Source organism: Azorhizobium oxalatiphilum (genome assembly GCF_014635325.1).
GTDB lineage: Bacteria > Pseudomonadota > Alphaproteobacteria > Rhizobiales > Xanthobacteraceae > Azorhizobium > Azorhizobium oxalatiphilum.
Genome location: NZ_BMCT01000010.1, coordinates 144062 through 166999 on the forward strand (window position 1 = coordinate 144062; position 22938 = coordinate 166999).

Here is a 22938-nt window from a genome sequence, read left to right on the forward strand (position 1 = left end):
GCAAGGCTGAGGATTTCATCATGACCGCACTTCTGGAAATCCGTGACCTCAAGGCCGAGGTGGCCGGCCGCCAGATCCTGAACGGCCTCGACCTCACCGTGAACAAGGGCGAGATCCACGCCATCATGGGGCCGAACGGGGCGGGCAAGTCCACGCTCTCCTACGTGCTCTCCGGCAAGCCGGGTTACACCATCACCGGCGGCGAGGTGTATCTGAATGGCGAGGACCTGTTCGCCATGGAGGCGGACGAGCGCGCCGCCAAGGGCCTGTTCCTCGCCTTCCAGTATCCGCTGGAGATCCCCGGGGTCGCGACGCTGACCTTCCTGCGCTCCGCGCTCAATGCCCAGCGCCGCAAGCGCGGCGAGGAGGAACTGTCCTCGCCCGATCTGCTGAAGCGGGTGCGCGAGCTCGCCAAGCAGCTGGGCATCGATCCCGACATGCTGCGCCGGCCGCTCAACGTGGGCTTCTCCGGCGGCGAGAAGAAGCGCAACGAAACCCTCCAGATGGCCCTGCTGGAGCCGAAACTCTGCGTGCTGGACGAGACGGATTCCGGCCTCGACATCGACGCCCTGAAGGTGGTGGCGAACGGCGTCAACCAGCTCCGCGCGCCCGAGCGCGGCATGATCGTCATCACCCATTATCAGCGCCTGCTCGATTACATCGTGCCTGATGTGGTGCATGTGCTGGCCGCCGGCCGCATCGTGGAAACCGGCGGCAAGGAGCTGGCGCTGGAGCTGGAGGCGCGGGGCTACGCGCAATATCAGAGCGAGGCGGCCTGATGAACGCGCCCGTCACCACCATCCGCACCGAGGCCGAGCAAGGCCTCGTGGACGCCTTCACCGCCGCCGCGCCCAGCCTGCCGGGCGGCGTGGCGGTGACGGCGGCGCGGGCCGCCGCCTTCGAGGCCTTCTCGCGCACCGGCCTGCCGCACCGTCGCACCGAGGCGTGGCGCTATACGGATCTGCGGCGCTTCATGCGCGATGCCAAGCCGCTGGCGCCGTTTCCGAACCTCGATCTGGCCGCCACCGCCGCCACGGCGGGCTTCATCGCCGCCGATCTCGATTTCCGCCGGCTGGTGGTGGTGGATGGCATCTTCATGCCCTCGCTCTCCGACCTCTCCGGGCTGGAGGAGGGGCTGACCATCCGCTCCTTCGGGGCCGTGCTGGGCGAGGATGCGCCGCTTCTGCCGGATGTGCTGCGCGATGCGCTGCCGGAGTACGATCCGGCCATGGCGCTCAATGCGGCGCTGGCCCGTGACGGCGTCTGGATCAGCCTTGCCCCCGGCGTGGCGATCGAACGGCCGCTGCATCTGGTGTTCGTCTCCACCGGGGAGAGCCCCACGTCGGTCTTCTCCCGCTCCCGCGTCACGCTCGGCGCCGGCGCCCGGCTGTCGCTGCTGGAGACCCACGAGGCGGCGGACGGCGTCGCCCATCAGGTGAATGCCGCGCTCGGCCTGCTGGTGGGCGACGCGGCGGAGCTGACCCATGTGAAGGTCACGGCGGAAGGCGATGCGGTGCTGCATGTGGGCAGCCTGATCGCCAGCGTGGGCGCGCGGGCGAAGATCTCCACCTGCGGCTTCGCCTTGCGCGGCGCCGTGGTGCGCAACCAGATGTTCGTGCGCCTCGCCGGCGCGGACACGCAGGCCGAGATTTCCGGCGTCAGCCTGCTCGGCGGCAGGCAGCATGTGGACCAGTCGCTGCTGCTCTCCCACGCCGCGCCCGGCGGCACCAGCCGCGAGACCTTCAAGGCGGTGGTGGACGGCACGGCGCACGCCGCTTTCCAGGGCAAGATCGCGGTCGAGCAGGCGGCCCAGCAGACCGACGCCCGCATGATGGCCCGCGCGCTGCTCCTGTCGGAGGAGGCGGAGGCCTATTGCAAGCCGGAGCTGGAGATTTTCGCCGACGACGTGCAGTGCGGCCACGGCGCCACCGTGGGTACGCTGGACGACCAGCTGAAATTCTATCTGATGGCGCGCGGCATTCCCGCCAAGGAGGCCGAGACGCTGCTCATTCAGGCCTTCGTGGGCGAGGTGCTGGACGGCATCGCCCATGAGGGCCTGCGCGAGGCGCTCACGGCCGCGACCGTCAACTGGCTGGAGGCGCGGGCATGAACGTCCATCCCTCCACCACCCGCCCGCTGCCGGAGCTGCATCCGGCGGTCTCCGGTGAGACCTACGACGTGGCGCGCGTGCGCGCGGACTTCCCCATCCTCGGCATGCAGGTCTATGGCAAGCCGCTGGTCTATCTGGACAATGCGGCCTCGGCCCAGAAGCCGCAGGCCGTGCTGGACCGGCTCAATCAGGCCTACACATCCGAATATTCCAACGTGCATCGCGGCCTGCATTATCTCGCCAATGCCGCCACCGAAGGCTATGAGGGCGCGCGGGAGGCGGTGCGGGCCTTCCTGAACGCCGGCAGCACAGACGACATCATCTTCACCAAGGGCGCCACCGAGGCCATCAATCTCGTGGCCCACACCTTCGGCCGTACGCAGATCGGCGAGGGCGACGAGATCGTGCTCTCCATTCTTGAGCATCACGCCAATATCGTGCCCTGGCATTTCCTGCGCGAGCGGCAGGGGGCGGTGCTGAAATGGGCGCCCGTGGACGATGCCGGCAACTTCCTGCTGGACGAGTTCGAGGCGCTTCTGACGGAGCGCACCAAGCTCGTCGCCATCACCCAGATGTCCAATGTTCTGGGCACGGTGGTGCCGGTGAAGGAGGTCATCCGCATCGCCCATGCGCGGGGCATTCCGGTGCTGGTGGATGGCTCGCAGGCCAGCGTCCATATGGACGTGGACGTGCGCGATCTGGATTGCGACTTCTACGTTATCACCGGCCACAAGCTCTATGGCCCCACCGGCATCGGCGCGCTCTACGGCAAGCCGGAGATGCTGGCGCAGCTGCCGCCCTTCAATGGCGGCGGCGAGATGATCAAGGACGTGTTCCGCGACACCGTCACCTATGGCGCGCCGCCTCACCGCTTCGAGGCGGGTACGCCGCCCATCGTGCAGGCCATCGGCCTCGGCGCGGCGCTGGATTACATCTCCTCCATCGGCAAGGCCCGCATCCGCGCGCACGAGATGGACCTGCTGGCTTATGCGCAGGAACGCCTGTCCGCCATCGAAGGACTGCGCATCTATGGCACGGCGGCGGAGAGGGGGGCGCTCGTCTCTTTCTCGCTGGGCACGGCGCATGCGCACGATGTGGCGACCGTGATCGACCGCTCAGGTGTGGCGGTGCGCGCCGGCACCCATTGCGCCATGCCGCTGCTGGAGCGCTTCGGCGTCTCCTCCACCTGCCGGGCGTCCTTCGCCCTCTACAACACGCGTGCGGACGTGGACGCGCTGGCGGATGCGCTGATGCGGGCGAAAACGGTCTTCGCCTGACCCCGGGTGCCCCGCTGCCGCGCAAACCTCGGACGGGCGGCAGTGAGGCGGGGCGGGTGGAGCGTCCGGTGGAACCGGGCCAGCAGCCTGCCGGGCCCCGACCTGGCGGCAGGGCCTGCCGCGAGCGCGGCCCGGTTCCACCGTGACATTCCTGGGAGCGCAGCGTTGAGCATGTGCATGTGAACAGAAAGAAGGCCCCGGCATCGCCGGGGCCTTCTTTCTGTGCCGGGAAGCGTCTCTTGGGAAGCGTCTCTGCCCCCTCAGAACCGCTTGATGTCGATGCCGTGCTTGCGCAGGGCATAGCCGATCTGGCGCGGGGTGAGGTTGAGCAGGCGGGCCGCCTTGGCCTGCACCCAGCCGGAGCGCTCCATGGCCTGGAGCAGTTGTTCCTTCTCGTTCGGCCGGCCGGGAAGGGCCGGGCAGGCTTCCGTACCGGGACAGGTCACGGGAAGGCCCTCCACGGGTCCCGCGGCCGCTGCCGGGAAGGGCGTGAGCGGGACGGGGGAGAGGGGCACCGGCACGACCGGGGCGGGGGCGAGCGGGCCGGATGCCGGCGGGGCCGCCTGCGCCGCCGCCGCATGGGAGGCAGCGGGCGCCGGCGTCACCGGCAGGGTATGCTTGGGCGCCGAGCCCTTCCACAGGACGGCGGAGAGGCACTGGCCGCTGTCGCAGGCGAAATCGTGCGGGGTGATGACGCTGTCATGGGCCAGCGTCGCCGTGCGCCGCACGCAATTCTCCAGCTCGCGCACATTTCCGGGGAAGTAGCAGCGGCGCAGCACCTCGATGGCCGCGGCGGAGAGCACCAGCTCCTGCTTGTTTTCCTTGTTGAAGCGATCAAGCACGCTGCGCGCCAGCTTGGGGATGTCGCCGGGCCGCTCGCGCAAGGGCGGCAGCAGCAGCGGCACCACATGGATGCGGTAATAGAGATCGGCGCGGAACTCGCCCTTGGCCACCGCCTCCTCCAGATTCTTGTTGGTGGCGCAGACGAGGCGCACGTCCACCTTCAGCGTGCGGTTGCCGCCCACGCGCTCGAACTCGCCTTCCTGCAACACGCGCAGCAGCTTGGCCTGGAAGGCGGGCGAGATCTCGCCGATCTCGTCCAGAAAGAGCGTGCCGCCGTGGGCCAGCTCGAAGCGGCCCTGGCGCATGTTGATCGCCCCGGTGAAGGCGCCCTTCTCATGGCCGAACAGTTCCGATTCCAGCACCGCCTCCGGCAAGGCGGCGCAATTCACCTTCACGAAGGGCTTCGCCTTGCGGGGCGAGAGTTCGTGGATGGCGCGGGCGAACAGTTCCTTGCCGGTGCCGCTTTCCCCGCGCAGCAGCACGGTGGTGTTGGAGCGGGCCACCACCTGCGCGGTGGCGATGAGGCGCTTCACCAGCGGACTGTCGCCGATGATGCCGATGGCCGATCCGGCCTCGGTGGTCTTGCGCTCAACAGGCGTCTGTTCTTCCTTCAGCGCCTTTTCCAGCCGGTGGGTCTGGGCGATCAGGCGGTCGCGGTCGCTGGCCACCAGCTCGTGCAGGCGCACGGTCTGGCCCACCAGATTGGCCACCATGGAGAGGAAGCGCACGTCCTCGTCGAAGCGGAACCGGGCGGTGCCGTCCCAGATGCGGTCGATGGAGAGCGTGCCCATCACATGGCCCTCGGCCTTGATCGGCACGCCGATGAAGGAGACGGTCGCCGCGTCGGGCGAGACGAACAGGTCCTCATGGCCCTCGAACAGCGGGTCGGCGGCCACGTCCTGCACCACCAGCGGCGTCTGGGTGGCAACGATCTGGTCGATGGCCTTCTGCGGCACGCGGGCGCGGATCTGGCCGGCCATTTCCGGCGTCCAGCCGGTGGTGGCCACCATGTCCGGCTCGCCCTCCTTGTCGAGGATGACGATCATGCCGTGCCGCATCTGCAGCATGGAGGACAGGATGTTCACCACATTGGCGAGCGTCACCTCCAGGCGGCGGGCTGCCGTGAGGATCTTGGAAATCTCGTACACGCCAATGAGCGCCACCTCGGGCGAGGTGCCGCGCGACATCGGGTGGGGGATCTCGGAATGGGGCATCTCGGGGTGGGTCATCTCCGGGTGGGTCATCGCCTGGAAAACCCCGTGCGGCTGCGCCATCTCGTGGCGCGATGAAACGTCGTGCAGGACTCCGGCCTGAAGCGGGTCGGAGTGAAAGATATCGTCATGGCGGGACTCGCGCGGCGATCCGGCCCGGTCGGCGGTCTCCCGCCGACCGTCCGAACGCCCGCTCTCCTGACGTCCGGCATCGCGCCGCGCGTTCTCGATCTGCACCGCCTCCGGTCGGCCGGTCTCCGTCCGGCGCTGCACCGCGCCACCGTCCGGCCTCGTCTGAACCCTCGGCGCGTCGGGCAATGCCGACGTGGACCGAGGCACACGTACCTGGAAGAAATCGGTCATTGGCGTGCTCCCAGCCGCAGAGCGGCATATGAGGGATCGGCCTCCTGACGGGTGTTCCCTATCGGTATTCCCTGATGCGGTCTCTGGCGGTGGACCGCTGATCTTTTCGAGATGTTCTAATGGAACCCGCGTGGAGATGAGCCGACTTTGATTTGCGTCAACTAATGGAGCTGTTCGACCGCAGAACATCCGCCGCGGCCGCACAAATGTTGTGCTGTCACTACTCGGCTGCGGCTGGCAGCCGATCGCCGGCCGCCTCAAGGGCGACGGCGGTGGAGGCGATGACGGCGGCCACGCGCACCGCTGTCTGGATCTGCGCCTCGCTGAGGCCGGCCTCGCGCAGCACGGCCTCATGGGCATCGATGCAGCGGCCGCAGCCGTTCATGGCGGAGACCGCCAGGGACCACAGCTCGAAATCGGCCTTCTCGACGCCGGGATTGCCGATCACGCTCATGCGCAGCTTGGCGGGCAGGGTCTCATAGGCCTTGTTGGCCGCCAGATGCGTGAAACGGTAATAGACATTGTTCATGGCCATGATGGAGGCGGCCGCCTTCGCCGCGTCCAGCGCCGCCGGGGAGAGATGCGGGGCGGCCTCGCTCTCCAGCGCCTGCGCCACCTCAGCGTTGCGGGTGGTGAGCCCGCAGGCCACCAGCAGCCCATAAAGCTGCTGGGGCGTGAGGCTGTCCTCGCGCGGCAGGGCCGAGAGGTTCAGCTTCACATCCTTGGCGAAACCGGGGAGCAGCGACTTCAGGTCTTCGATGCTCATCTGCTCAGGCCACCTTCAGCACGTCGCCGCCGACTTCGCGGTTGCAGGGGCACAGTTCGTCCGTCTGCAGCGCGTCCAGCACCCGCAGCGTATCCTTCGGATTGCGGCCGACATTGAGGTTGGTGGCATAGACGTGCTGGATCACATTGTCCGGATCCACCACGAAGGTGTAGCGATAGGCCACCCCGTCCGGTGAGCGCACGCCCAGCCCGTCCACCAGCGAGCCGTTGGTGTCGGCGAAGGACCAGATGGGCAGGCGGTTCAGATCCCTGTGGTCGCGCCGCCAGGCGAGCTTCACGAACTCATTGTCGGTGGAGCCGCCGAGCACCACCGCGTCACGGTCGGCGAAGTCGCCGGAGAGGCGGGCGAATTCCGCGATCTCGGTGGGGCACACGAAGGTGAAATCCTTGGGATAGAAAAAAATGATCTTCCACTTACCAGGGAAGCTCTCCGCCGTGAGGGTCTCGAACGCGGGCTGGCCGTTCTCCTCGTGGAAGTTGAAGCCGGGCTTGACGCCGGTGATCGAGAACTCAGGAAGGGTGTTGCCAATGCCGAGCATAAGAATGTCTCCAATGGTCGCGCGGCGAAGCGCGCAGTCATCGTCTGGCGGACATGCTGCAACGCCCGTGCCAGCGGTCCGGGAAGCTCGAAACGCTACTGATTCCAATCAGCGCGTTTGCGACAGGTCCTGAATGTCGGGTTTGCGACACGACAGCCGGGGCGCGCCTGTCGGGAAGCCTGCGCGGCACCCGCCGCCGCTGCGGTGCCAGGGCGGAAAGCGTGCACCCGCGCCTGTTCCTTTGCGGAAGGTTGCAGCTGCGGTTCGCCACGTCAGCGCTTGGCATGAATGTCGCTAGAGGACTGCCGTCCCCGCCTTCAAGCGGCGGCAGGGGGATCCGGTGCGGCACGCCCGCTGTGGCGACGCGTTGGAACGGATGGGCAGGGCGGCCTCTGAGCACCGTGCCGGTCGCGCGCGGCATGCGGGCGGCGGGTGGATCGCGGGTGGGGCCGGCGACGGGAGACACGATGCGCAACGAAACAGACTTCAGGCCGTCGCGTCGTGCGCCGGTGGCCGTGGTGCTCGGCACCAATGATGTGGCGTCCGCGGTGGCCTGCCGGCTGTTTCAGGCGGGCTACGGCGTGGTGGTCTCGCGGGATCCGGCTCAGCCGGTGCTGCGCCGGAGCATGGCTTTCGACGACGCGCTGGTCACAGGCTTCTCCGAACTGATGGGCGTCACCGCCCGCCCCACCCATGCGCTGGTGGAGGTGCTGCGCGGCTTCACGGAGCGCAACGGCGTCATGGTCACGACCATGGAGCTGGGCGACCTGCTCTGCCTCGGCCTGATCGATCTGCTGGTGGATGCGCGCCTGCGCCTGCGCTCGCTGAAGGTGGATATCCGCCCCTTCGCCCGTCTCACCATCGGCCTCGGGCCGGGGTTCACTGCCGGCCGCCATGTGGACGTGGCGGTGGAGACGGCGCCGGAAGCCATCGGCGTGCTGCGCGAAGGCTCCACGCTGGCCGCCCACGGCCGTTCCGCGCCGCTGGCGGGTGCGGGGCGCGAGCGCTTCGCCCGCGCGGTGGGCGGCGGCCTGTGGCTGACGGACTGCGCCATCGGCGACCGCGTGACCCGCGACGCGGTGATCGGCACATGCAATGATGTGCTGGTCACGGCTCCGCTTACGGGACATCTGCGGGGCCTCGTGCGCAGCGGCGTCGATGTGCCGGATGGGCTGAAGCTGCTGGAGGTCGATCCCGGCTCCGAACCGAGCTGGCTCGGCCCCAGCGAGCGGGCGCAGCGCATCGCTGCCGCCACGCTGGATGCGGTGCGCACCATGGAGACCATGGTGGCGGGCGCCGGGGTGTCGCACTGAGACACCGGGGCGGGCGCACCATCGGGCGGCTGGCGCCGGGGCGTGTCGCCCCATGGTGCCAGCGCCCACGGTGCCAGCGCCCGGCCTTCGCACGTGACACCTGCAGCCTGACGTCCCCGGAGTTGAGCGTATGCGTGCGTGGTCGTCGGAGCGGATCGAGTCCCTGTTGGCGGAAGATGTGCCGCATGGGGATCTGACCACCCATCTGCTTGGCATCGGCGACCGGCCGGGGCGCATGCGCTTCCAGATGCGCAGGCCGGGCGTGGTGTGCGGCATCGAGGTCGCCGCGCAACTGGTGACGCAGGCCGGCGGCGCGGCGCAGGTGGTGCGGCCCACGGGCACGCGGGTGGCGGCGGGCGATCTGCTGCTGGAAGCCAGCGGCACGGCGGGCGCGCTGCATCAGGCCTGGAAGGTGGCGCAGACGCTGGTGGAATATCTCTCCGGCATCGCCACCGCCACGGCGGCCATGGTGGATGCGGCCCGCGCGGTGTCCCCGGACATCGCCGTCGTCACCACGCGAAAAACCTTTCCCGGCAACAAGGCGGCGATGATCGAGGCGATCCGGGCCGGCGGCGCCGAGCCGCATCGCCTCGGCCTGTCGGAAACCGTTCTCGTCTTTCCCGAGCATCGCGCCTTCCTGGCCGATCCGCTGGCGGCCATCGCCCGGCTGCGGGCAGCCGCGCCCGAAAAGCGCATCGTGGTGGAGGTGGACACATTGGAGGGCGTGCGGGCCATCCTTCCGGCGGGGCCGGACATCCTCCAGTGCGAGAAGATGACGCCGGCCGAGATCGCCGCCGTGGTGGCGGACGTGGCGGCAGCGGGCAGCCCGGCGCGGGTGGCGGCGGCGGGCGGGGTGAATGCGGGCAATGCGGCGGATTACGCCCGTGCCGGGGCGCACATTCTGGTGTCCTCCGCGCCCTATTGGGCGGCGCCGGCGGACGTGAAGGTGACGCTGGAGGCCGCCTGACGCGGGCTGCGCGGCGATTGACAGGAACACGGGCGGCGCGTGGAAGCGGGCCGTGCGGGTGGCGGGGGATGTCCGGGGGGACACGCCACGGCGGGCCGAAACCGCCGGAAGGGCCTAGAGCATGTCCGGCTTTGATTGCTCCGCAATCCAAGCCGCAAGACATTCTCTATCAAAGAGTTGGAGCGTTTCAGCGTTTCCATGAAACGATGAAACGCTCTGGGCTCATCCGGCGGTTCGGTTTCCGAGGATCAGGCTATCGCTGACGGATCTGCGCAGGGTTCAGGCGGCGGCACACGTGCCGCCGGTCCTGCCGGCTCAGCGGCGGGCGGGCAGGGACGCGCCGCGCGAGGAGCTGCCGAGGGCGAGCGCGCTGCCGGGCAGCGGTCCGGTCACGGTGGGCGCGGCCTCGTTGGCGGCCTTCAGGCGGTTGAGGTCACGCTTGGCCTGCCGCGCCTGCTTGCGATGGCGGCCCTGACGCAGCCACGTATAGAGGCCGCCTATGATCAGGCCCAGAATCACGCCACCGAAGACGATGGAGAACAGCGGCACCGTGACCGAGAGGGCGGGCGAGTCCGGCGAGAAGGGATCCAGCGAGAGCGTGACCGGGCGACGGTTGGCCACCGCCAGTGCCACCAGCAGGATGGAGACCGGCAGGCCGATGAGAACGGAGAGGATGCGACCCACGGTGCTGCTCAGTCCCCGTCGTTGAGACGCTCGCGCATCTCCTTGCCGGTCTTGAAGTAGGGCACGCTCTTGGAGGTGACGTCCACCTGCTTGCCGGTGCGCGGGTTGCGGCCGGTGCGGGCCTCGCGATGCTTGACGGAGAAGGCGCCGAAGCCGCGCAGTTCCACGCGGTCGCCCTTCGCCAGCGCATCCACGATCTGGTCGAGGATGGCGTTGACGATGTTCTCAACGTCACGCTGATAAAGATGCGGATTGGCTTCGGCGATCTTCTGCACCAGTTCGGACTTGATCATTGTCGGCTCAAAATTTCCGGTGCCAGATGGGAATCGCAATAATACGCTGACGCGCCGTGTCGTGACAGCTTGTGCGGTGTCGGCCTGAGGCCCCGGAACGGCAACGCCGCATCCCACCGCGCGTAGTCTAGATCGGAGCCTGCCAGAGGGCCAAAAGCCCGTCAAGTTTCGCCCGTTCCAAAGCGGATTGGGTTGCCTCGGAAAGATAGCCCGCCACGCTCTCGAAGCCGGTTGCGGCGGCGAGCGTCGCAGCCATGCCGCGCAGCCAGGAGAACTCGCTCGACGTCTTCTCCGTGCGCCAGGTGCGCACGCGCAGATCCTCCGACACGCCCTTCTCCCGCGCCAGCCAGGCGCGTGCGGTGCGTTCGTCGCCCACCTCATCCACCAGCTGCAGCGCGAGGCCCTGGTGGCCGGTGAAGACGCGGCCGTCGGTGACTTCCGCGAGGCGGGTGTCGGACACCTTGCGGCGGTCGGAGACGAGGCCCTTGAACCAGCCGTAGCTGTCCACCACCAGACTGTTGATCGCGGCGCGCGCTTCCGGGCTGGTGGGCTGGTAGCCATTGGGCACGGCTTTCAGCGGCGAGGATTTGATATCCTCCACCGTCACGCCGATCTTGCCCAGCAGCTCGGTGACGTTGGGATACTGGAAGATGACGCCGATGGACCCCACCATGCCGTTGCGGCGCGCGACGATATGGTCCGCGCCCATGGCGGCGATGTAGCCGCCGGAGGCGGCCATGCCTTCCACCACCGCCACCACCGGCTTCTTCTCGGCGAGACGCCGCAGGGCGTCATAGAGCTGCTCGGCGCCGGTGACGGTGCCGCCGGGGCTGTCGATGGAGACGATGACGGCCTTGGCATTGGACTTGGCGATGCGGTCCAGCATCTCCACCCGCTCGCGATCGGTGCGGATGATGCCACCCACCACGATGCGCGCCACATGGGGCGAGGAGGGTAGGATATCGCGACCGTATGTCACGTAACCGCCCACCGCCACGGCGGCGACCACCGCGAGCACGCCGACGACGCGCCAGAAGCTGAGCTTGCGGCGCAGGCGGCGGCGGTCAACGATCTGGTCCACGTCGAGCGACATCAGGATCTCCGGTCAGCCCCCGCTGAGCGGCGCACTTAAGCGGGCGGGCGGCGGCTTGGCAAGGGAAGGAGGCGTGCTTGGTCAGCCGGCACGGATGTTGTATTATACGGCGTATTACAGATGAGGGTGCGCCATGGCCAAGCCGGACTTGTCCGATCCCATTCCCGTCCGCCTGCCCCGTGATGTGCTGGCCGATATCGAGGCCATCGCGAAGGTTTCGGATCGGACACGCAGCTGGGTGATGGTGCGTGCGCTGCGCCTCTATCTGGCGGGGGAGGGCGCGGACATCCTCGCTGCGGCCCAGGGGCAGGAGGAGATGGCCGCCGGCAAGGGGCACGCGATGGATGACGTACTGGCCGAGGTCGAGGCGATCATCCGCAAAAACGTCGCCTGATGAAGGTGCGCCTGTCGCCACGGGCGCGAGCCTATCTGCTGGAGGAGGCGGCCTATCTGCGCCGCCACAGCCGTGCGGCCGCCGAGGCTTTCCTTGGCCGCATGCGCAGTGCTCAACAGCTCCTCGCCACCTATCCCGCGAGCGGCGAGGCGCTTCCCATGGCCGGCGTTCGCCGGTTGGTGAGCGGGGACTATGTGTTGGATTATCAAGTGCGTGACGAGGCGTTGGATGTGCTGTCCGTCCGTCATGGGCGACAGCAACCCGCGGGCCTGCCGATCGCCCCTGATTTCGACTACGAGGCTTCACCCGACGTGGCCCCCAAGACCGAAGTGGCCCCGGCCGGACCCGAAGCGGACCCCGAGCCGGACGCCGACGCCTGAGCGCCGCCGTCCGGGTTCGTCACTTCCCCCCGCTCACACGCGCGTCAGCACGTAGCTCTGGCTGTCGTCATAGAGCCAGGTCATGCGGTTCAGCTTGCCGGAGGCGTCGGCGGCAAAGGACATGAAGCCGGTCGGCGCATCCGCCGACATGGCGACTATGGGGGCGAACCGTCCCTCTGCCTTCAGCCGCACCAGATAGAGCGGGCCATCGAAAGGTGTCAGGTTCAGCACCGCGCCGGTCTTGAAGCGGGCGGCGAGCCCCTTGCCGTCGACCTCCACCTTCACCTCGCCCAGCATCTCGCTCTTATAGGTGCCGGCGAGGGCTGCCGGATCGAGCGGCGGCGTGGGGGACTTGGGCGGGGTGTAGCGGGCATCGTCGGCGGCGGCACCGGCCTTCGCCTTCTCGATCTCGCGGGCGAAATAGTCCTGCGCGGGATTCTCCAGCAGCGCGTCATAGATGCTGAGCGCCAGCGCATCCACGAAACCGATGTTCTGCAGGTTGCTGAGCACGATCACGCCCAGCCCCTTGTCCGGCAGGAAGCCGAAATGGGTGCCGAAGCCGTTGGTGCCGCCATTGTGCCAGATCACCCGGCCGTTGGGCGTGGACATGAGCAGCCAGCCCATGGCGTAGGCGATGGTATCGCTCATGCCCACGCGCGGAATACGCGTGACGCCGAGATTGGCGGGCGAGACGATCTCCTTGCCCTCGAACGCGCCGTTGGCGAGGTGCAGGCGCATCCAGCGCGCCATGTCCTCCAGCGTGGAGTTCATGTTGCCCGCCGGCCCCAGCGAATAGGGAAAGGAGGGATCGAACGGGATCTCGATGGAGCCCTTGGGCACCCACGTATGGCCGGTGGCATGGTTGGGAGCGGCCGAGATGGCTTCGGCCGTGAAGCTCGTCTCCTTCATGCCCAGCGGATCGAGGATCTCGGCCTGCGCCACCGCATCCCAGTCTTTGGCGCCGCTGGCCTTCGCCACCACCTCGCCGGCCACCAGATGGGTGATGTTGGTGTAGGCGAAAGCTGAGCGGAAGCTCGATACCGGCTCCACATAGCGCAGCGAGTGCACAAGGTCCGGCGGCGGGTAGCCGAGCGCGGTGAGACCGTCGTTCACATAGGGCATCAGGCCGGAACGCTGGGCGATGATGTCGAACAGGCGGAATTCGCGGCTCGCCCAGTCATCCTTCAGCGCGAAGCCGGGGTGGCGGTCCGAGATGCGATCGTCCCAGGCGAGCCAGCCCTTGTCCACGCCGATGGCCATGGTGGTGGCGAGGAAGGCCTTGGTGGTGGAGCCGATCTGGAACTGGGTGCGGCTGTCCACCGGCCGCTTGTCGCTCTTGGAGCGGGCGCCGAAGCCCTTGGTGTAGACGAGCTTGTCGCCGGAGACGATGCCGAGCATGCAGCCCGGCACGTCGAAGGTCTTCATGGCCTCGACGAGACGCGTCTCGATGCCGGGCATGACCGTGGTCAGGCGGCCGAGCAGGGGAGAGGCGGAGGCCTCAGTGCGTTTGGCCGCCTGCGGGGTCGGCATCTGGGCCGAGGCGGTGGCGGCGAAGGCCGCGGCGCCGGCGGCAGCCAGCGCGCCGGTGGCGAGGCTGCGACGGGAGAGCAGCGGGCCGGAAGGCGCTGCCGGATCGCTCTCGCGGGACGTGGCGGTTTCGGGGGACGCGTGACGCGTCGCTGCGGGGTCGTCGTAGTGCGCCATGAAGGCCTCCTGCAATGCCCACCCCGAGCACGTCCGGCTTTGATTGCTTCGCAATCCAAGCCGCAAGACGTTCTCGATCAAAACGTTGGAGGCGGATTCACGGGTCAGATTTCATCTGATCCGATCCGGCTCCAAAACAGCGGCGAGCATGGCGAAGCTCAAGGCGCAGGGCAACAAAAAAGGCCGGCGCTGGGCGCCGGCCTTCCGATTTTGTTCAAGCCAACTAAGGACTTGAGATCACTCGCCGGTGCGCTGCTTGAGAGCGGCGCCCAGGATGTCACCGAGCGAGGCGCCCGAGTCCTGCGAACCGTACTGCGCCACGGCTTCCTTCTCCTCGGCGATTTCCATCGCCTTGACGGAAACCTGCACCTTGCGCGCCTTGCGGTCGAACAGGGTGACGCGGGCGTCCAGCTTCTCGCCGACCGAGAAGCGCTCGGGGCGCTGGTCGTTGCGCTCGCGGGCCAGTTCCGAACGCTTGATGAAAGCGGACAGATCCGTGCCGGTGAGCTTCACCTCGATGCCGCCGTCCTTCACGTCGGTGACTTCGCAGGTGACGATCGCACCCTTCTTCACTTCGCCGGCGTCGGCGAAGGGGTCGCCGGCAAGCTGCTTGATGCCGAGCGAGATGCGCTCCTTCTCGACGTCCACGTCGAGCACCACCGCCTTCACGGTGTCACCCTTGCGGAATTCGTCGATGACCTGCTCGCCCGGACGGTTCCAGTCGAGGTCGGACAGGTGCACCATGCCGTCCACGTCGCCGTCGAGGCCCAGGAACAGACCGAACTCGGTCTTGTTCTTGACTTCGCCCTCGACCACCGCGCCGGGGGCATACTTCTCGCCGAAGGCTTCCCACGGATTCTGCAGGGTCTGCTTGAGGCCCAGCGAGATGCGGCGCTTGGCGGGATCCACCTCGAGCACCTGAACTTCCACTTCCTGCGAGGTCGAGACGATCTTGCCGGGGTGGACGTTCTTCTTGGTCCAGGACATCTCGGACACGTGGATCAGGCCTTCGATGCCCGGCTCCAGCTCGACGAACGCGCCGTAGTCCGTGATGTTGGTGACGCGACCCTTGAAGCGGGCCTCCACCGGATACTTGGCCTCGATGCCCTCCCACGGATCGCCGAGGAGCTGCTTCATGCCGAGCGAGATGCGGTGCGTCTCGTGGTTGATCTTGATGATCTTCACCTTCACCGTCTGGCCGATGTTCAGCACTTCGGTGGGGTGGTTCACGCGGCGCCATGCGATGTCGGTGACATGCAGCAGGCCGTCGATGCCGCCCAGATCAACGAACGCACCGTAATCGGTGATGTTCTTGACCACGCCCTCGATGGCCTGACCCTCTTCGAGGTTCTGGACCAGTTCGTGACGCTGCTCGGCGCGGGTCTCTTCCAGCACGGTGCGGCGCGACACGACGATGTTGCCGCGGCGGCGATCCATCTTGAGGATCTGGAAGGGCTGCTGATTGTGCATCAGCGGGGCGACGTCGCGGATCGGACGGATGTCCACCTGCGAACGCGGCAGGAAGGCCACGGCGCCGTCGAGATCGACGGTGAAGCCGCCCTTGACCTGGTTGAAGATCACGCCCGTGACCTTCTCATTGGCGGTGAACGCCTTCTCGAGCTTGACCCAGCTCTCCTCGCGGCGCGCCTTGTCGCGCGAGAGGACGGCTTCGCCCATGGCGTTCTCGACGCGCTCGAGATAGACCTCGACCTCGTCGCCCACCTTGATGGGGTTCTCGCGGCCCGGGCCGGCGAACTCGCGCAGCGCAACGCGGCCTTCCGTCTTCAGGCCGATGTCGATGATCGCCAGATCCTTCTCGATGGCGACAACGAGGCCCTTGACGACGGCGCCTTCCTGGAGGTCGGCGCGGCCGAAGCTCTCGTCCAGAAGGGCGGCAAAATCTTCACGTGTGGTTTCTACGGCGGACATCTAGTCTCCGAACGTCTCGGCGCCGGCGTCTCGTGTTGGGACGCCCGTATCGTGCAGGTGGCTCGGGAGACACCCGAACCGCCGCCGGAAAACCGGCGGGCCGGCGCAAAGACTGCGCGATACGAACAAGGGTTGGGATGTTTCCGGCCGCTGCGCGCGAAAACCTCAGGCGGGACAACCTCCGTGTCGCGATCGCGCGTATCCCGCGCCACCGGCCCGCCCAAGCGGCCTCCACGATGGGATGCGCAGCCAGGAACTGCGGGTTACGTAGTGGAAAATCTACGTAACCGCAAGGGTTCGCCGCCGGGAAAACCATGCGGCAGTGCGTTTTTGCGCTGCATTCCCCAGCCGATTGCGGCACCGGGACACCGTGGCGCCGCAGGGCTCAATCGGTGACGATCTTCACCTTGTCGCCATAGTGGAGCTTGGCGTCCTTATCGAGGCCGTTGAGGATGAGGAAGCGTTCCATCGGCCGGTCCGGCACCTGCATGCGCCCGGCCATCTTCTCCACATTGTCCGTCAGCCCCACGGTGGCGATGCGGATGCGCAGCGGCTTCACCGTTTCCGCCTCGTTGGTGGCGACCCGCCGGAAGGTCTCGGCGGCGGCGCGGAACTGCTTGTCCAGATCCGGGGTGAGCGTGCGGGCGGCGAAGATGAGGCGATAGACGTCCGAGCCGAAGCGGATGGCGAACATGCGGAACGACCACTGCTCGCCCCGCGCCACGGCGGTTGCGGCGGAGAAGCCGTTGACGCTGAGCGTCTCCACCGAATTGATCTCCACCCCGTCGATCCAGCCGGAGGAGAGATACTGGCCGAGCGACTGGTCGCCGGGCACGCGCACCGCGTCGAGCCGCAGCGCCTCGGAGCCGGAGGAGGTGGCGCCCAGCACCGCCTGCGAGGTGTTCTCCAGCGAGAAGCCCTCGGGCGCGGTGAAGGTGAAGCCGAGCTTGGGGTGGAAGAAGTTCCGCCCGCGCACGAAGCCTTCCTTCGGATCGTCGCCATAGACCATGCCGTTCAGGGCGGCGAGATAGGCGGCCTTGTCGCGCTCGCCATTGCCGGGGGCGGCATATTCGCGGGCATTGGCGATGGCGATGGAGATTCGCTCCGGGGTCGCCGGGTGCGAGGACAGGAAGTCCATGTCCGGCGTGGCGTTGCCGGCCAGCGCATTCGAGCGGATGCCGGCCTGCTTGCCCATGTCGGTGAGGAAGCGCGAGGCGCCATAGGGATCGAAGCCGGCGCGCGCGGCGATGCCGACGCCGATGGCGTCCGCCTCCAGCTCCTGTCCGCGCGAGAAGGTGGCCAGCGTCTGCCGGCTCTTCTGCATGGCGAGGGCGCCCATGTTCTGGTCGGCCACCACGTCGGAGATGACGCGGCTCACCAGCACCGCCTGCTTCACCTGATCCTCGCGGATGGAGGCGTGGCGGGCGATCACGTGCGCCATCTCGTGCGCCAGCACGGAGGACATTTCCGAGGTGTCGTTGGCCAGCGCCAGCAGGCCGCGGGTCACATAGAGCGAGCCGTCCGGCAGCGCGAAGGCGTTGATGGCCGGCGAGTTCAGCACGGTGACGCGATATTTCAGGTCCGGCCGCTCGGAGGCGGCCACCAGCCGCTCCACCACGGACTGGATCAGAGCCTTGAGTTCGGGATCGTCATAGGCGCCGCCATAGGAGGCGACCAGCCGCTCATGCTCGCGCCGCTGGGCGGGCGACATGCCGGCAGTGTCGGAAGCGGCGAGCGAGGCGCGGGTGAGGGGCACGCTGGCGCGGTCGAGATCGACGCTGCCGCATCCCGTCAGCACGCCTCCGAGGGCCGCGAGCAGAGCCGCGGTGCGCCCGGCGCGGAGCGAGATGGGGGCAAGCGCGCGGATGCGCGCAGCCAAGGACTGACGGGCCGAGGGCTGACGGGCCAATGCCTGCCATGCAGACGGGCGCACGGAAGCGTCCTGCGGAACGGACGGTCCGCTCCACGGCAAATCCCCCAGTCCTGCCTGTCCCCGCGACACGCTCACCTTGTCCCCTCGTCCAACGCCCTGCGTGCGGATGGTTCTCCATCCGCCTGCGGCCCGCGCCAGCGGTCTCCCGCTTTCCCGGTCCGCGCTTTCCTGGTCCGCACCTTTTCGGTCCGTACCTTTCCGGTCCCGGTTGCCACCGGTCCCGTTCCCACCCTGTGTCGTGCCGTCGGTTTCCGTCCGGCTGCTCCTGCATGGCGTTTGTTGCACCATCATGGAGAACGTTTCATGAACCTGACATGACTGGCGCCCAATGCGCTCTTCCCTTTCAGGAGGAACGCCGGATGCCCTGTCCGCCGGTCCCGGTTGCCAGTCCCGTCCGGGTTGCCGGTTCCGGGTGATGGCATCCCGTAAGGTGCTGCGCAACATGGCGGGAGCGAGGCCATAGCGCGAAAACACGGCGGCTGGTTCCCGTCCCGCGCACGCCGTGACGCGAGTGTGATCTTTATGCAGCAGAGCCATGCGCCATCCGCGCGCCTCGCCCGGCTTCCGTTTCCCGCCTTGCGTCCGCAATCCCCGCGCTAATCTCCCGCGTTGATCCGCTCGTTTCCTGCCTGCCAGGCCCGCACGAGGTGCCGCCGGGCCATGGCCAAGCCCCTGTTTATAATGGAAACAAGGACTTGCGCGAGATTAGCCAATGCCGGCGCCGGGCTCCAGAGCGAAGAGGTGGGCAACTCTTCACCCTTTCTTACAGCGTCTTTCCCCGTTCCTCCCGTTCCGGTATGAGGAAGAAGGCGTCCCCGTAGCTCAGCAGGATAGAGCGGAAGTTGGCCCCGGAGCGCTACCATTCTGGTTTAAGTGACTGCGATTGTTGACACTTGAAAGTGGTATGGCTACTGCAATACGGGAGAGGGGTTAAACTACGTCATGGGTCCGTGTAGCTCAGCAGGATAGAGCGAAGGTTTCCTATAAATTGGGGGTTGCGGAAGGAAACGCCGCAATCGATCTGCTCAAAGTCGGGGAACGCTGCGCGGCGTCAGCCGCATGCCAATCCCGAGCCAAGCCCCTCGGTGTCTTCGGACGCAGATGGGAAGGTGTAGAGACTGGACGGGCAGCACCTAATGGATCATTCCGATGGTGAAGGGACAGTCCAGACCACGAACGCCTCGCGGCGGCGGCGAAAGCCGAAGTGGGATGAAACCTTAGGCCGGGGGTTCGAGTCCCTCCACGGACGCCACTCGCATTTTGATAGTTGGACTGCGTGTCGATGGACAGGCGGTGCTTGCTAAATTGGCGCTGGCGGTACAGCGCGGATTGATCCAGTAGGTGAGGTAGGTGCCAGCGGTATGCACCCAGGCGGCGCCAAATTGGCTGCCGTTGGCTCGCTGTTTCTCACTTACGCTTTGCTACCTTTCTCCATTCGTCGATGCATTCCTTCATGCAGGCATATGCGTCGGCGCGCATGATGATCGAGCGAGCGCGAGCGGTTCTCGCTACTCGAAGGCCCAAAGCGTCGAACTCGACATATAAGTTCCTTCCCAGTTCCAGGTCTTCCAGCCATTTCTCGAGTGGCTCGAGATCTAGCACTCTGCGAGACGCGTCGACTTTTGCAGGCACGGTCTTTTCGCCAAGCGGAGTGGGATCCGGCGACGGCAATGGTGCTGTCTCGCGTATGAGTTGCATTGCTGCGTCGAGCTTCCTCTTCTGCTCAATGATGATCTGGATCAGTAGTGCCTCGTTACCAGAGGATGGCCTATTATTTAGGACTTCCTCGGTCGCGGCTCGGACCTTCGGAGAGTTCGCGGTCAGGAGTTTTTCATACGCGAATCGGTACGGGCGCAAGTAGTCTGAATAGATATTCAAGATGGACTGCGGTGCAGGGAATGTGCCGAAACGCATCCTGCCCAGTCGCGAGATCAGCGTTGCCGTCGGCTCCAGAATCGGGCGGGATTCGAGACACTCCTTGCTTAGCGAAGCAATGCGCTCCGCGTTACGCTTGAACTTGCCACGCATTCCCTCCGGAATCGCTTCCAATAGCCGGATCGTAGCTTGTATCGCCTCATCCACGATGGCTACGTCCCGTTTCCGTGTCACCGGGACGAGCCCCTCTTCTTGCCTGCCGGCTTTCGCGCAAGAATGGCGTTAGATTGAGGGCCTGCTTGCAGCTCTATCTGTTCAAATTGGCGTCCTTGGAAGAGCTGACGCATGTCCTCAGCAACGCCGAGTTCGCTCAAGGTGGCAGCGCCGCTCTCCAACGCCATCAAGTGGTCCTTGGACAACTCCGCGATCAACAGGGCAGCTTCGTCATACAGACGCCTCTTCACGTCCTCATTGCGATCGAGGAATGTGATGGGCTTAACGCCGAGATCCCACATGACGCGATCGACGAACTCGTTGCGGCGCTGGAGTGCGTAATCATTGAGGAGATTGGGGTAATATTTTCCGAGCATTGCCACCGCAGCAGTCTGCTCGTACTCGCTTCCTTCCTCGAAGCCCACGATCCGGCCTTCGGGATCCTGTTTTCCTGTTGCGCGCTCAAATTCCGGATCGAGTCTGACCAGCCGCTCGAGGAGCAACATCGTGTGCCAAACTGCGGCACATAACCAATTTGCGTTCTCTGCGAGCTGGTGTTGTGTCTGTCCAAGGACAGCTATTTGCCGCTCGATGCTCAGTCGATTCTCCTTAGGAGTAGACATCAGCTCCTGCTCGAGAGACTCGATCTGATGGGATACTTCCCGATGCCGATCTCTTAACGCATTAGTCTGATGACATAGTCCGATTCCATGAATCACCAATTGCATCCTATACTTTTGTTCGGTGAAAAAATGTCGGCAGAGTACGCATTGACGCCCGCCGGGGACTGGGCCGTGGACCATTCTCCTCCCTTGTTGCACCTTCGGGCCGCCGTCATAACAGCGTTTGGCCTCGAAGGGGCAAATCCCTATCCCGACGTCGATCCACGCGAGCTTGGCGACCACCGACATCTGGGTGGCGCTCGTGAAGGCCTCGTCGTTCACGGCTACGAGGCGGCTTTTGGCGACGGAGGGATCAATTGCACGTAGTTCGTTGCATTCGCGCTCGAATGCTAAGCGGCCCTCGCCGCTTAATATCGACTCCAAGGTTTCATGCATTTTTACCAGACTGACTTTCCAATAATAGATAGTCATTCGATCGTTAGAGTGTCCAGCTAGGAGTCTGGAGACAATTTCAAATGGAACTCCAGCGTCAATCATAAATATTATTCCGCGAGAGCGGAGTCCGTGAACATTAAAATTTGTTCCTGAGGGCGCTCCATTATGTGAATGTCGAACCAATGATACTTGTTCATCGGGATTTAAATGGTTCCATCTTCTTTCTGTTTCTTCTAGAAGTGCGAACCAGAAATCAGAAATCATGCGGCGGGTGACAATCCCTCCGCGAACTCCATTCGTTCCCACTCCGGGTACTCTGAAGAGCGGAAATATTGAAGGTCTTCCGAGCACATCCAAGCGATCGGCATCCTTCCGATCGGCCTCCTCAATGTATTCTGCTGGATGCAGAGGCTTGCTAATGGGGTTATTAGCTTCCTGCCACAGCGCAAGATCGTAAAGTATATTGTGCAGTTCGTCGTGTTGCCACGGGACTTTATACGGGCTAGACCCTTTGTTTGAATTGATGAAGAACCCGGTCAGAGACCTTTCCTCCGTACCGAATTTTACGGCATATCCATGTTGATGATTGTCGCTACGACGTCTTTTCCAGTAACCGGCATGCATGCCGGCATTTTTCTCCCACCGTCTCGTGTGTCCGTTGTAGCGATGAACATCGCCTTCTCCACTGTCTAGTCGTCGCGCCTGAATCGCGCGAAGAGGAAGCTCGAAAAGAAGAATGAAAAATGTTGGTAAAACAGGACAATATTTGTCTCGCTCGTGCCATCCGAACAGAGCATCGGGGCTGTATAAACAAACCGTTCCCGGCCAGCCCTTCTCCCCTTCCTTGCAGATTGAATTGGCCAGTTGAGCTAAGCGCTCCGGCAGCGGGTTCGATGTTGTTTCAGCAGGTGGTTCATAGCCGCTGTTCCTGATGTTATTCCAAAGTATCTGTATATCATCATCGGTGATGAGATGATTGATTGCGTCGTTTCGACGGCCGACGTAATTAAAGAACCTCATTACGGAGTTTGCGATGTTGACATGGTGGGGCGCCAGCTTGCCCGCGTGTTTCTCGGTCAGGAAGTCGACGAAGCGGATAGCAGGATCGTGATGGAGGAGAAGTTCGGAAGGCGTTGGTAGGCGGTCCCAGCTATGGAGGTTCAGCCACCAAAAAATGTGAGGAAGTATGTTGGCCCGTTTTGCACTAACTTTGCGCAGGGTCTTCGACCAATTATCGATTTCACCCTGCCATTCAAGCGCAATAGGGCCATCCGTTATCTGAAGATATCGAGGACTAGAGCTCAAGTCTTTAGGGGTGCGGTGACGTTTGGTTAAGGCGAGTAGTCGCTCGTCTCCCGAAATCCTAGCGTATGCTGCGGTGATTGCACGCAAGCATTGACGATATATTATACGATCACCAGGAGCGAACGCCTCATCGTTCCAATCCTTCGTGGTTGGATTTCGAAAGAAGCCAAACCAGATCGAGAAATGCTGACCATTAAGGTCGTCAACGGTCAGCATTCCGCAGGTGCACAGGCACAGGCAAGCCAGAAGCACCTTTGTGACGCGCTCCAGTACTGCCCGAGCCTGGTATGTTATATTGGCGGGCAGGAGCTCAAATAGGCCCGCCTGCACGAATGCCTCAAGAAGGCTTCTTCCGAATGGATGGCATTTCAGAACTAAGTCGCTCAAGTAATAAGAAAATCGCGGATAGGCTGTCGAGAAGCGGGTCGGGCTCGTAACAACTCGTCCATTAATGTGCGCTTCGATCAACTTGCGGCAATTAGCGTCATGCCTCCAATGGATGTCGGGATTTTTCTCGCGCAACCATTCGACATCGACCATGTGACGCGTGACCTGATCGTGAAACATAATACAATCAAGGGTGTCCTCGATTGCCTCCATCTGAGGATCACCCTCAATGAACAGGTCTTCGGAGCTTACGTTGATGAACTTATGATTATCAGCCATCG

Annotated in this window: 18 protein-coding genes; 7 read left to right on the forward strand and 11 right to left on the reverse strand. The window is 65.1% G+C overall.

Annotated features, from left to right (window positions below):
• The first annotated feature begins 20 nt into the window (after positions 1-20).
• The 3 genes from sufC to IEW24_RS25605 are packed head-to-tail and all read left to right on the forward strand — an operon-like array spanning position 21 to position 3387.
• Positions 21-779: a Fe-S cluster assembly ATPase SufC gene (gene sufC / locus IEW24_RS25595; RefSeq protein WP_188583743.1), complete on the forward strand. Its 759-nt coding sequence runs from the start codon at positions 21-23 to the stop codon at positions 777-779.
• Positions 779-2110: a Fe-S cluster assembly protein SufD gene (gene sufD, locus IEW24_RS25600; protein WP_188583744.1), complete on the forward strand. Its 1332-nt coding sequence runs from the start codon at positions 779-781 to the stop codon at positions 2108-2110. Before sufC ends, sufD begins: the two co-directional genes overlap by 1 nt.
• Complete coding sequence (locus tag IEW24_RS25605) at positions 2107-3387, forward strand: cysteine desulfurase (RefSeq protein ID WP_188583745.1); 1281 nt, start codon at positions 2107-2109, stop codon at positions 3385-3387. Before sufD ends, IEW24_RS25605 begins: the two co-directional genes overlap by 4 nt.
• Before the next feature lie 260 nt (positions 3388-3647).
• Here IEW24_RS25605 and nifA read toward each other — a convergent pair whose 3' ends face one another.
• The 3 genes from nifA to IEW24_RS25620 all read right to left on the reverse strand — a co-directional run bounded on the left by nifA (position 3648) and on the right by IEW24_RS25620 (position 7129).
• Entirely contained in the window at positions 3648-5459 is a 1812-nt protein-coding gene (gene nifA, locus IEW24_RS25610) for a nif-specific transcriptional activator NifA (RefSeq protein WP_188583785.1), read from the reverse strand.
• 565 nt (positions 5460-6024) lie between these two features.
• Positions 6025-6570: an alkylhydroperoxidase, AhpD family gene (gene ahpD / locus IEW24_RS25615; protein WP_188583746.1), complete on the reverse strand. Its 546-nt coding sequence runs from the start codon at positions 6568-6570 to the stop codon at positions 6025-6027.
• 4 nt (positions 6571-6574) lie between these two features.
• Positions 6575-7129 carry a peroxiredoxin gene (locus tag IEW24_RS25620; RefSeq protein WP_188583747.1) on the reverse strand — a complete coding sequence of 185 codons (555 nt, stop codon included), beginning with the start codon at positions 7127-7129 and terminating at the stop codon, positions 6575-6577.
• A gap of 467 nt (positions 7130-7596) precedes the next feature.
• Here IEW24_RS25620 and IEW24_RS25625 point away from each other — a divergent pair, with 467 nt between their 5' ends.
• Together IEW24_RS25625 and modD are read left to right on the forward strand one after the other, a co-directional pair.
• Complete coding sequence (locus IEW24_RS25625; RefSeq protein ID WP_188583748.1) at positions 7597-8442, forward strand: hypothetical protein; 846 nt, start codon at positions 7597-7599, stop codon at positions 8440-8442.
• A gap of 130 nt (positions 8443-8572) precedes the next feature.
• A complete protein-coding gene (modD, locus tag IEW24_RS25630) occupies positions 8573-9409 on the forward strand; it encodes a ModD protein (RefSeq protein ID WP_188583749.1) in 837 nt (278 codons plus the stop codon).
• 315 nt (positions 9410-9724) lie between these two features.
• On the opposite strand, the gene IEW24_RS25635 is transcribed toward modD, so the two are convergent.
• The 3 genes from IEW24_RS25635 to sppA all read right to left on the reverse strand — a co-directional run bounded on the left by IEW24_RS25635 (position 9725) and on the right by sppA (position 11479).
• Positions 9725-10093, reverse strand: coding sequence for a LapA family protein (locus tag IEW24_RS25635; RefSeq protein ID WP_188583750.1), 369 nt, complete (start codon positions 10091-10093; stop codon positions 9725-9727).
• Between the two features lie 8 nt (positions 10094-10101).
• Positions 10102-10386 (reverse strand): integration host factor subunit beta, encoded by a 285-nt coding sequence (locus tag IEW24_RS25640; protein WP_188583751.1) that lies wholly within the window; start codon positions 10384-10386, stop codon positions 10102-10104.
• A gap of 127 nt (positions 10387-10513) precedes the next feature.
• Complete coding sequence (gene sppA, locus IEW24_RS25645) at positions 10514-11479, reverse strand: signal peptide peptidase SppA (protein WP_188583752.1); 966 nt, start codon at positions 11477-11479, stop codon at positions 10514-10516.
• 133 nt (positions 11480-11612) lie between these two features.
• Between sppA and IEW24_RS25650 the strand changes: the two genes are divergently transcribed.
• Positions 11613-11873: a CopG family ribbon-helix-helix protein gene (locus tag IEW24_RS25650; protein WP_188583753.1), complete on the forward strand. Its 261-nt coding sequence runs from the start codon at positions 11613-11615 to the stop codon at positions 11871-11873.
• A complete protein-coding gene (locus IEW24_RS25655; protein ID WP_188583754.1) occupies positions 11873-12253 on the forward strand; it encodes a type II toxin-antitoxin system RelE/ParE family toxin in 381 nt (126 codons plus the stop codon). The genes IEW24_RS25650 and IEW24_RS25655 overlap by 1 nt, the downstream gene beginning before the upstream one ends.
• A 33-nt stretch (positions 12254-12286) precedes the next feature.
• Here the strand turns inward: IEW24_RS25655 and IEW24_RS25660 are convergent, their stop codons facing one another.
• The 5 genes from IEW24_RS25660 to IEW24_RS25680 all read right to left on the reverse strand — a co-directional run bounded on the left by IEW24_RS25660 (position 12287) and on the right by IEW24_RS25680 (position 22936).
• Complete coding sequence (locus IEW24_RS25660; RefSeq protein WP_188583755.1) at positions 12287-13957, reverse strand: serine hydrolase; 1671 nt, start codon at positions 13955-13957, stop codon at positions 12287-12289.
• A gap of 237 nt (positions 13958-14194) precedes the next feature.
• Complete coding sequence (gene rpsA, locus IEW24_RS25665) at positions 14195-15886, reverse strand: 30S ribosomal protein S1 (RefSeq protein ID WP_188583756.1); 1692 nt, start codon at positions 15884-15886, stop codon at positions 14195-14197.
• A 385-nt stretch (positions 15887-16271) separates the two neighbouring features.
• Positions 16272-17765 carry a M48 family metalloprotease gene (locus tag IEW24_RS25670; RefSeq protein ID WP_373870138.1) on the reverse strand — a complete coding sequence of 498 codons (1494 nt, stop codon included), beginning with the start codon at positions 17763-17765 and terminating at the stop codon, positions 16272-16274.
• Positions 17766-19226: 1461 nt separating this feature from the next.
• On the reverse strand, positions 19227-19901 hold the full coding sequence (locus IEW24_RS25675) for a hypothetical protein (protein ID WP_188583757.1): 675 nt from the start codon (positions 19899-19901) through the stop codon (positions 19227-19229).
• A 23-nt stretch (positions 19902-19924) separates the two neighbouring features.
• A complete protein-coding gene (locus IEW24_RS25680) occupies positions 19925-22936 on the reverse strand; it encodes a VPA1269 family protein (protein ID WP_188583758.1) in 3012 nt (1003 codons plus the stop codon).
• Between the last annotated feature and the right edge of the window lie 2 nt (positions 22937-22938).

Coding starts and splice junctions, on each gene's coding strand:
- IEW24_RS25655 (WP_188583754.1), top strand. CDS start 11,873: ATGAAGGTGCGCCTGTCGCCACGGGCGCGAGCCTATCTGCTGGAGGAG.
- IEW24_RS25660 (WP_188583755.1), bottom strand. CDS start 13,957: ATGGCGCACTACGACGACCCCGCAGCGACGCGTCACGCGTCCCCCGAA.
- nifA (WP_188583785.1), bottom strand. CDS start 5,459: ATGACCCACCCCGAGATGCCCCATTCCGAGATCCCCCACCCGATGTCG.
- IEW24_RS25605 (WP_188583745.1), top strand. CDS start 2,107: ATGAACGTCCATCCCTCCACCACCCGCCCGCTGCCGGAGCTGCATCCG.
- IEW24_RS25640 (WP_188583751.1), bottom strand. CDS start 10,386: ATGATCAAGTCCGAACTGGTGCAGAAGATCGCCGAAGCCAATCCGCAT.
- sufC (WP_188583743.1), top strand. CDS start 21: ATGACCGCACTTCTGGAAATCCGTGACCTCAAGGCCGAGGTGGCCGGC.
- sufD (WP_188583744.1), top strand. CDS start 779: ATGAACGCGCCCGTCACCACCATCCGCACCGAGGCCGAGCAAGGCCTC.
- IEW24_RS25680 (WP_188583758.1), bottom strand. CDS start 22,936: ATGGCTGATAATCATAAGTTCATCAACGTAAGCTCCGAAGACCTGTTC.
- IEW24_RS25650 (WP_188583753.1), top strand. CDS start 11,613: ATGGCCAAGCCGGACTTGTCCGATCCCATTCCCGTCCGCCTGCCCCGT.
- modD (WP_188583749.1), top strand. CDS start 8,573: ATGCGTGCGTGGTCGTCGGAGCGGATCGAGTCCCTGTTGGCGGAAGAT.
- rpsA (WP_188583756.1), bottom strand. CDS start 15,886: ATGTCCGCCGTAGAAACCACACGTGAAGATTTTGCCGCCCTTCTGGAC.
- sppA (WP_188583752.1), bottom strand. CDS start 11,479: ATGTCGCTCGACGTGGACCAGATCGTTGACCGCCGCCGCCTGCGCCGC.
- ahpD (WP_188583746.1), bottom strand. CDS start 6,570: ATGAGCATCGAAGACCTGAAGTCGCTGCTCCCCGGTTTCGCCAAGGAT.
- IEW24_RS25620 (WP_188583747.1), bottom strand. CDS start 7,129: ATGCTCGGCATTGGCAACACCCTTCCTGAGTTCTCGATCACCGGCGTC.
- IEW24_RS25625 (WP_188583748.1), top strand. CDS start 7,597: ATGCGCAACGAAACAGACTTCAGGCCGTCGCGTCGTGCGCCGGTGGCC.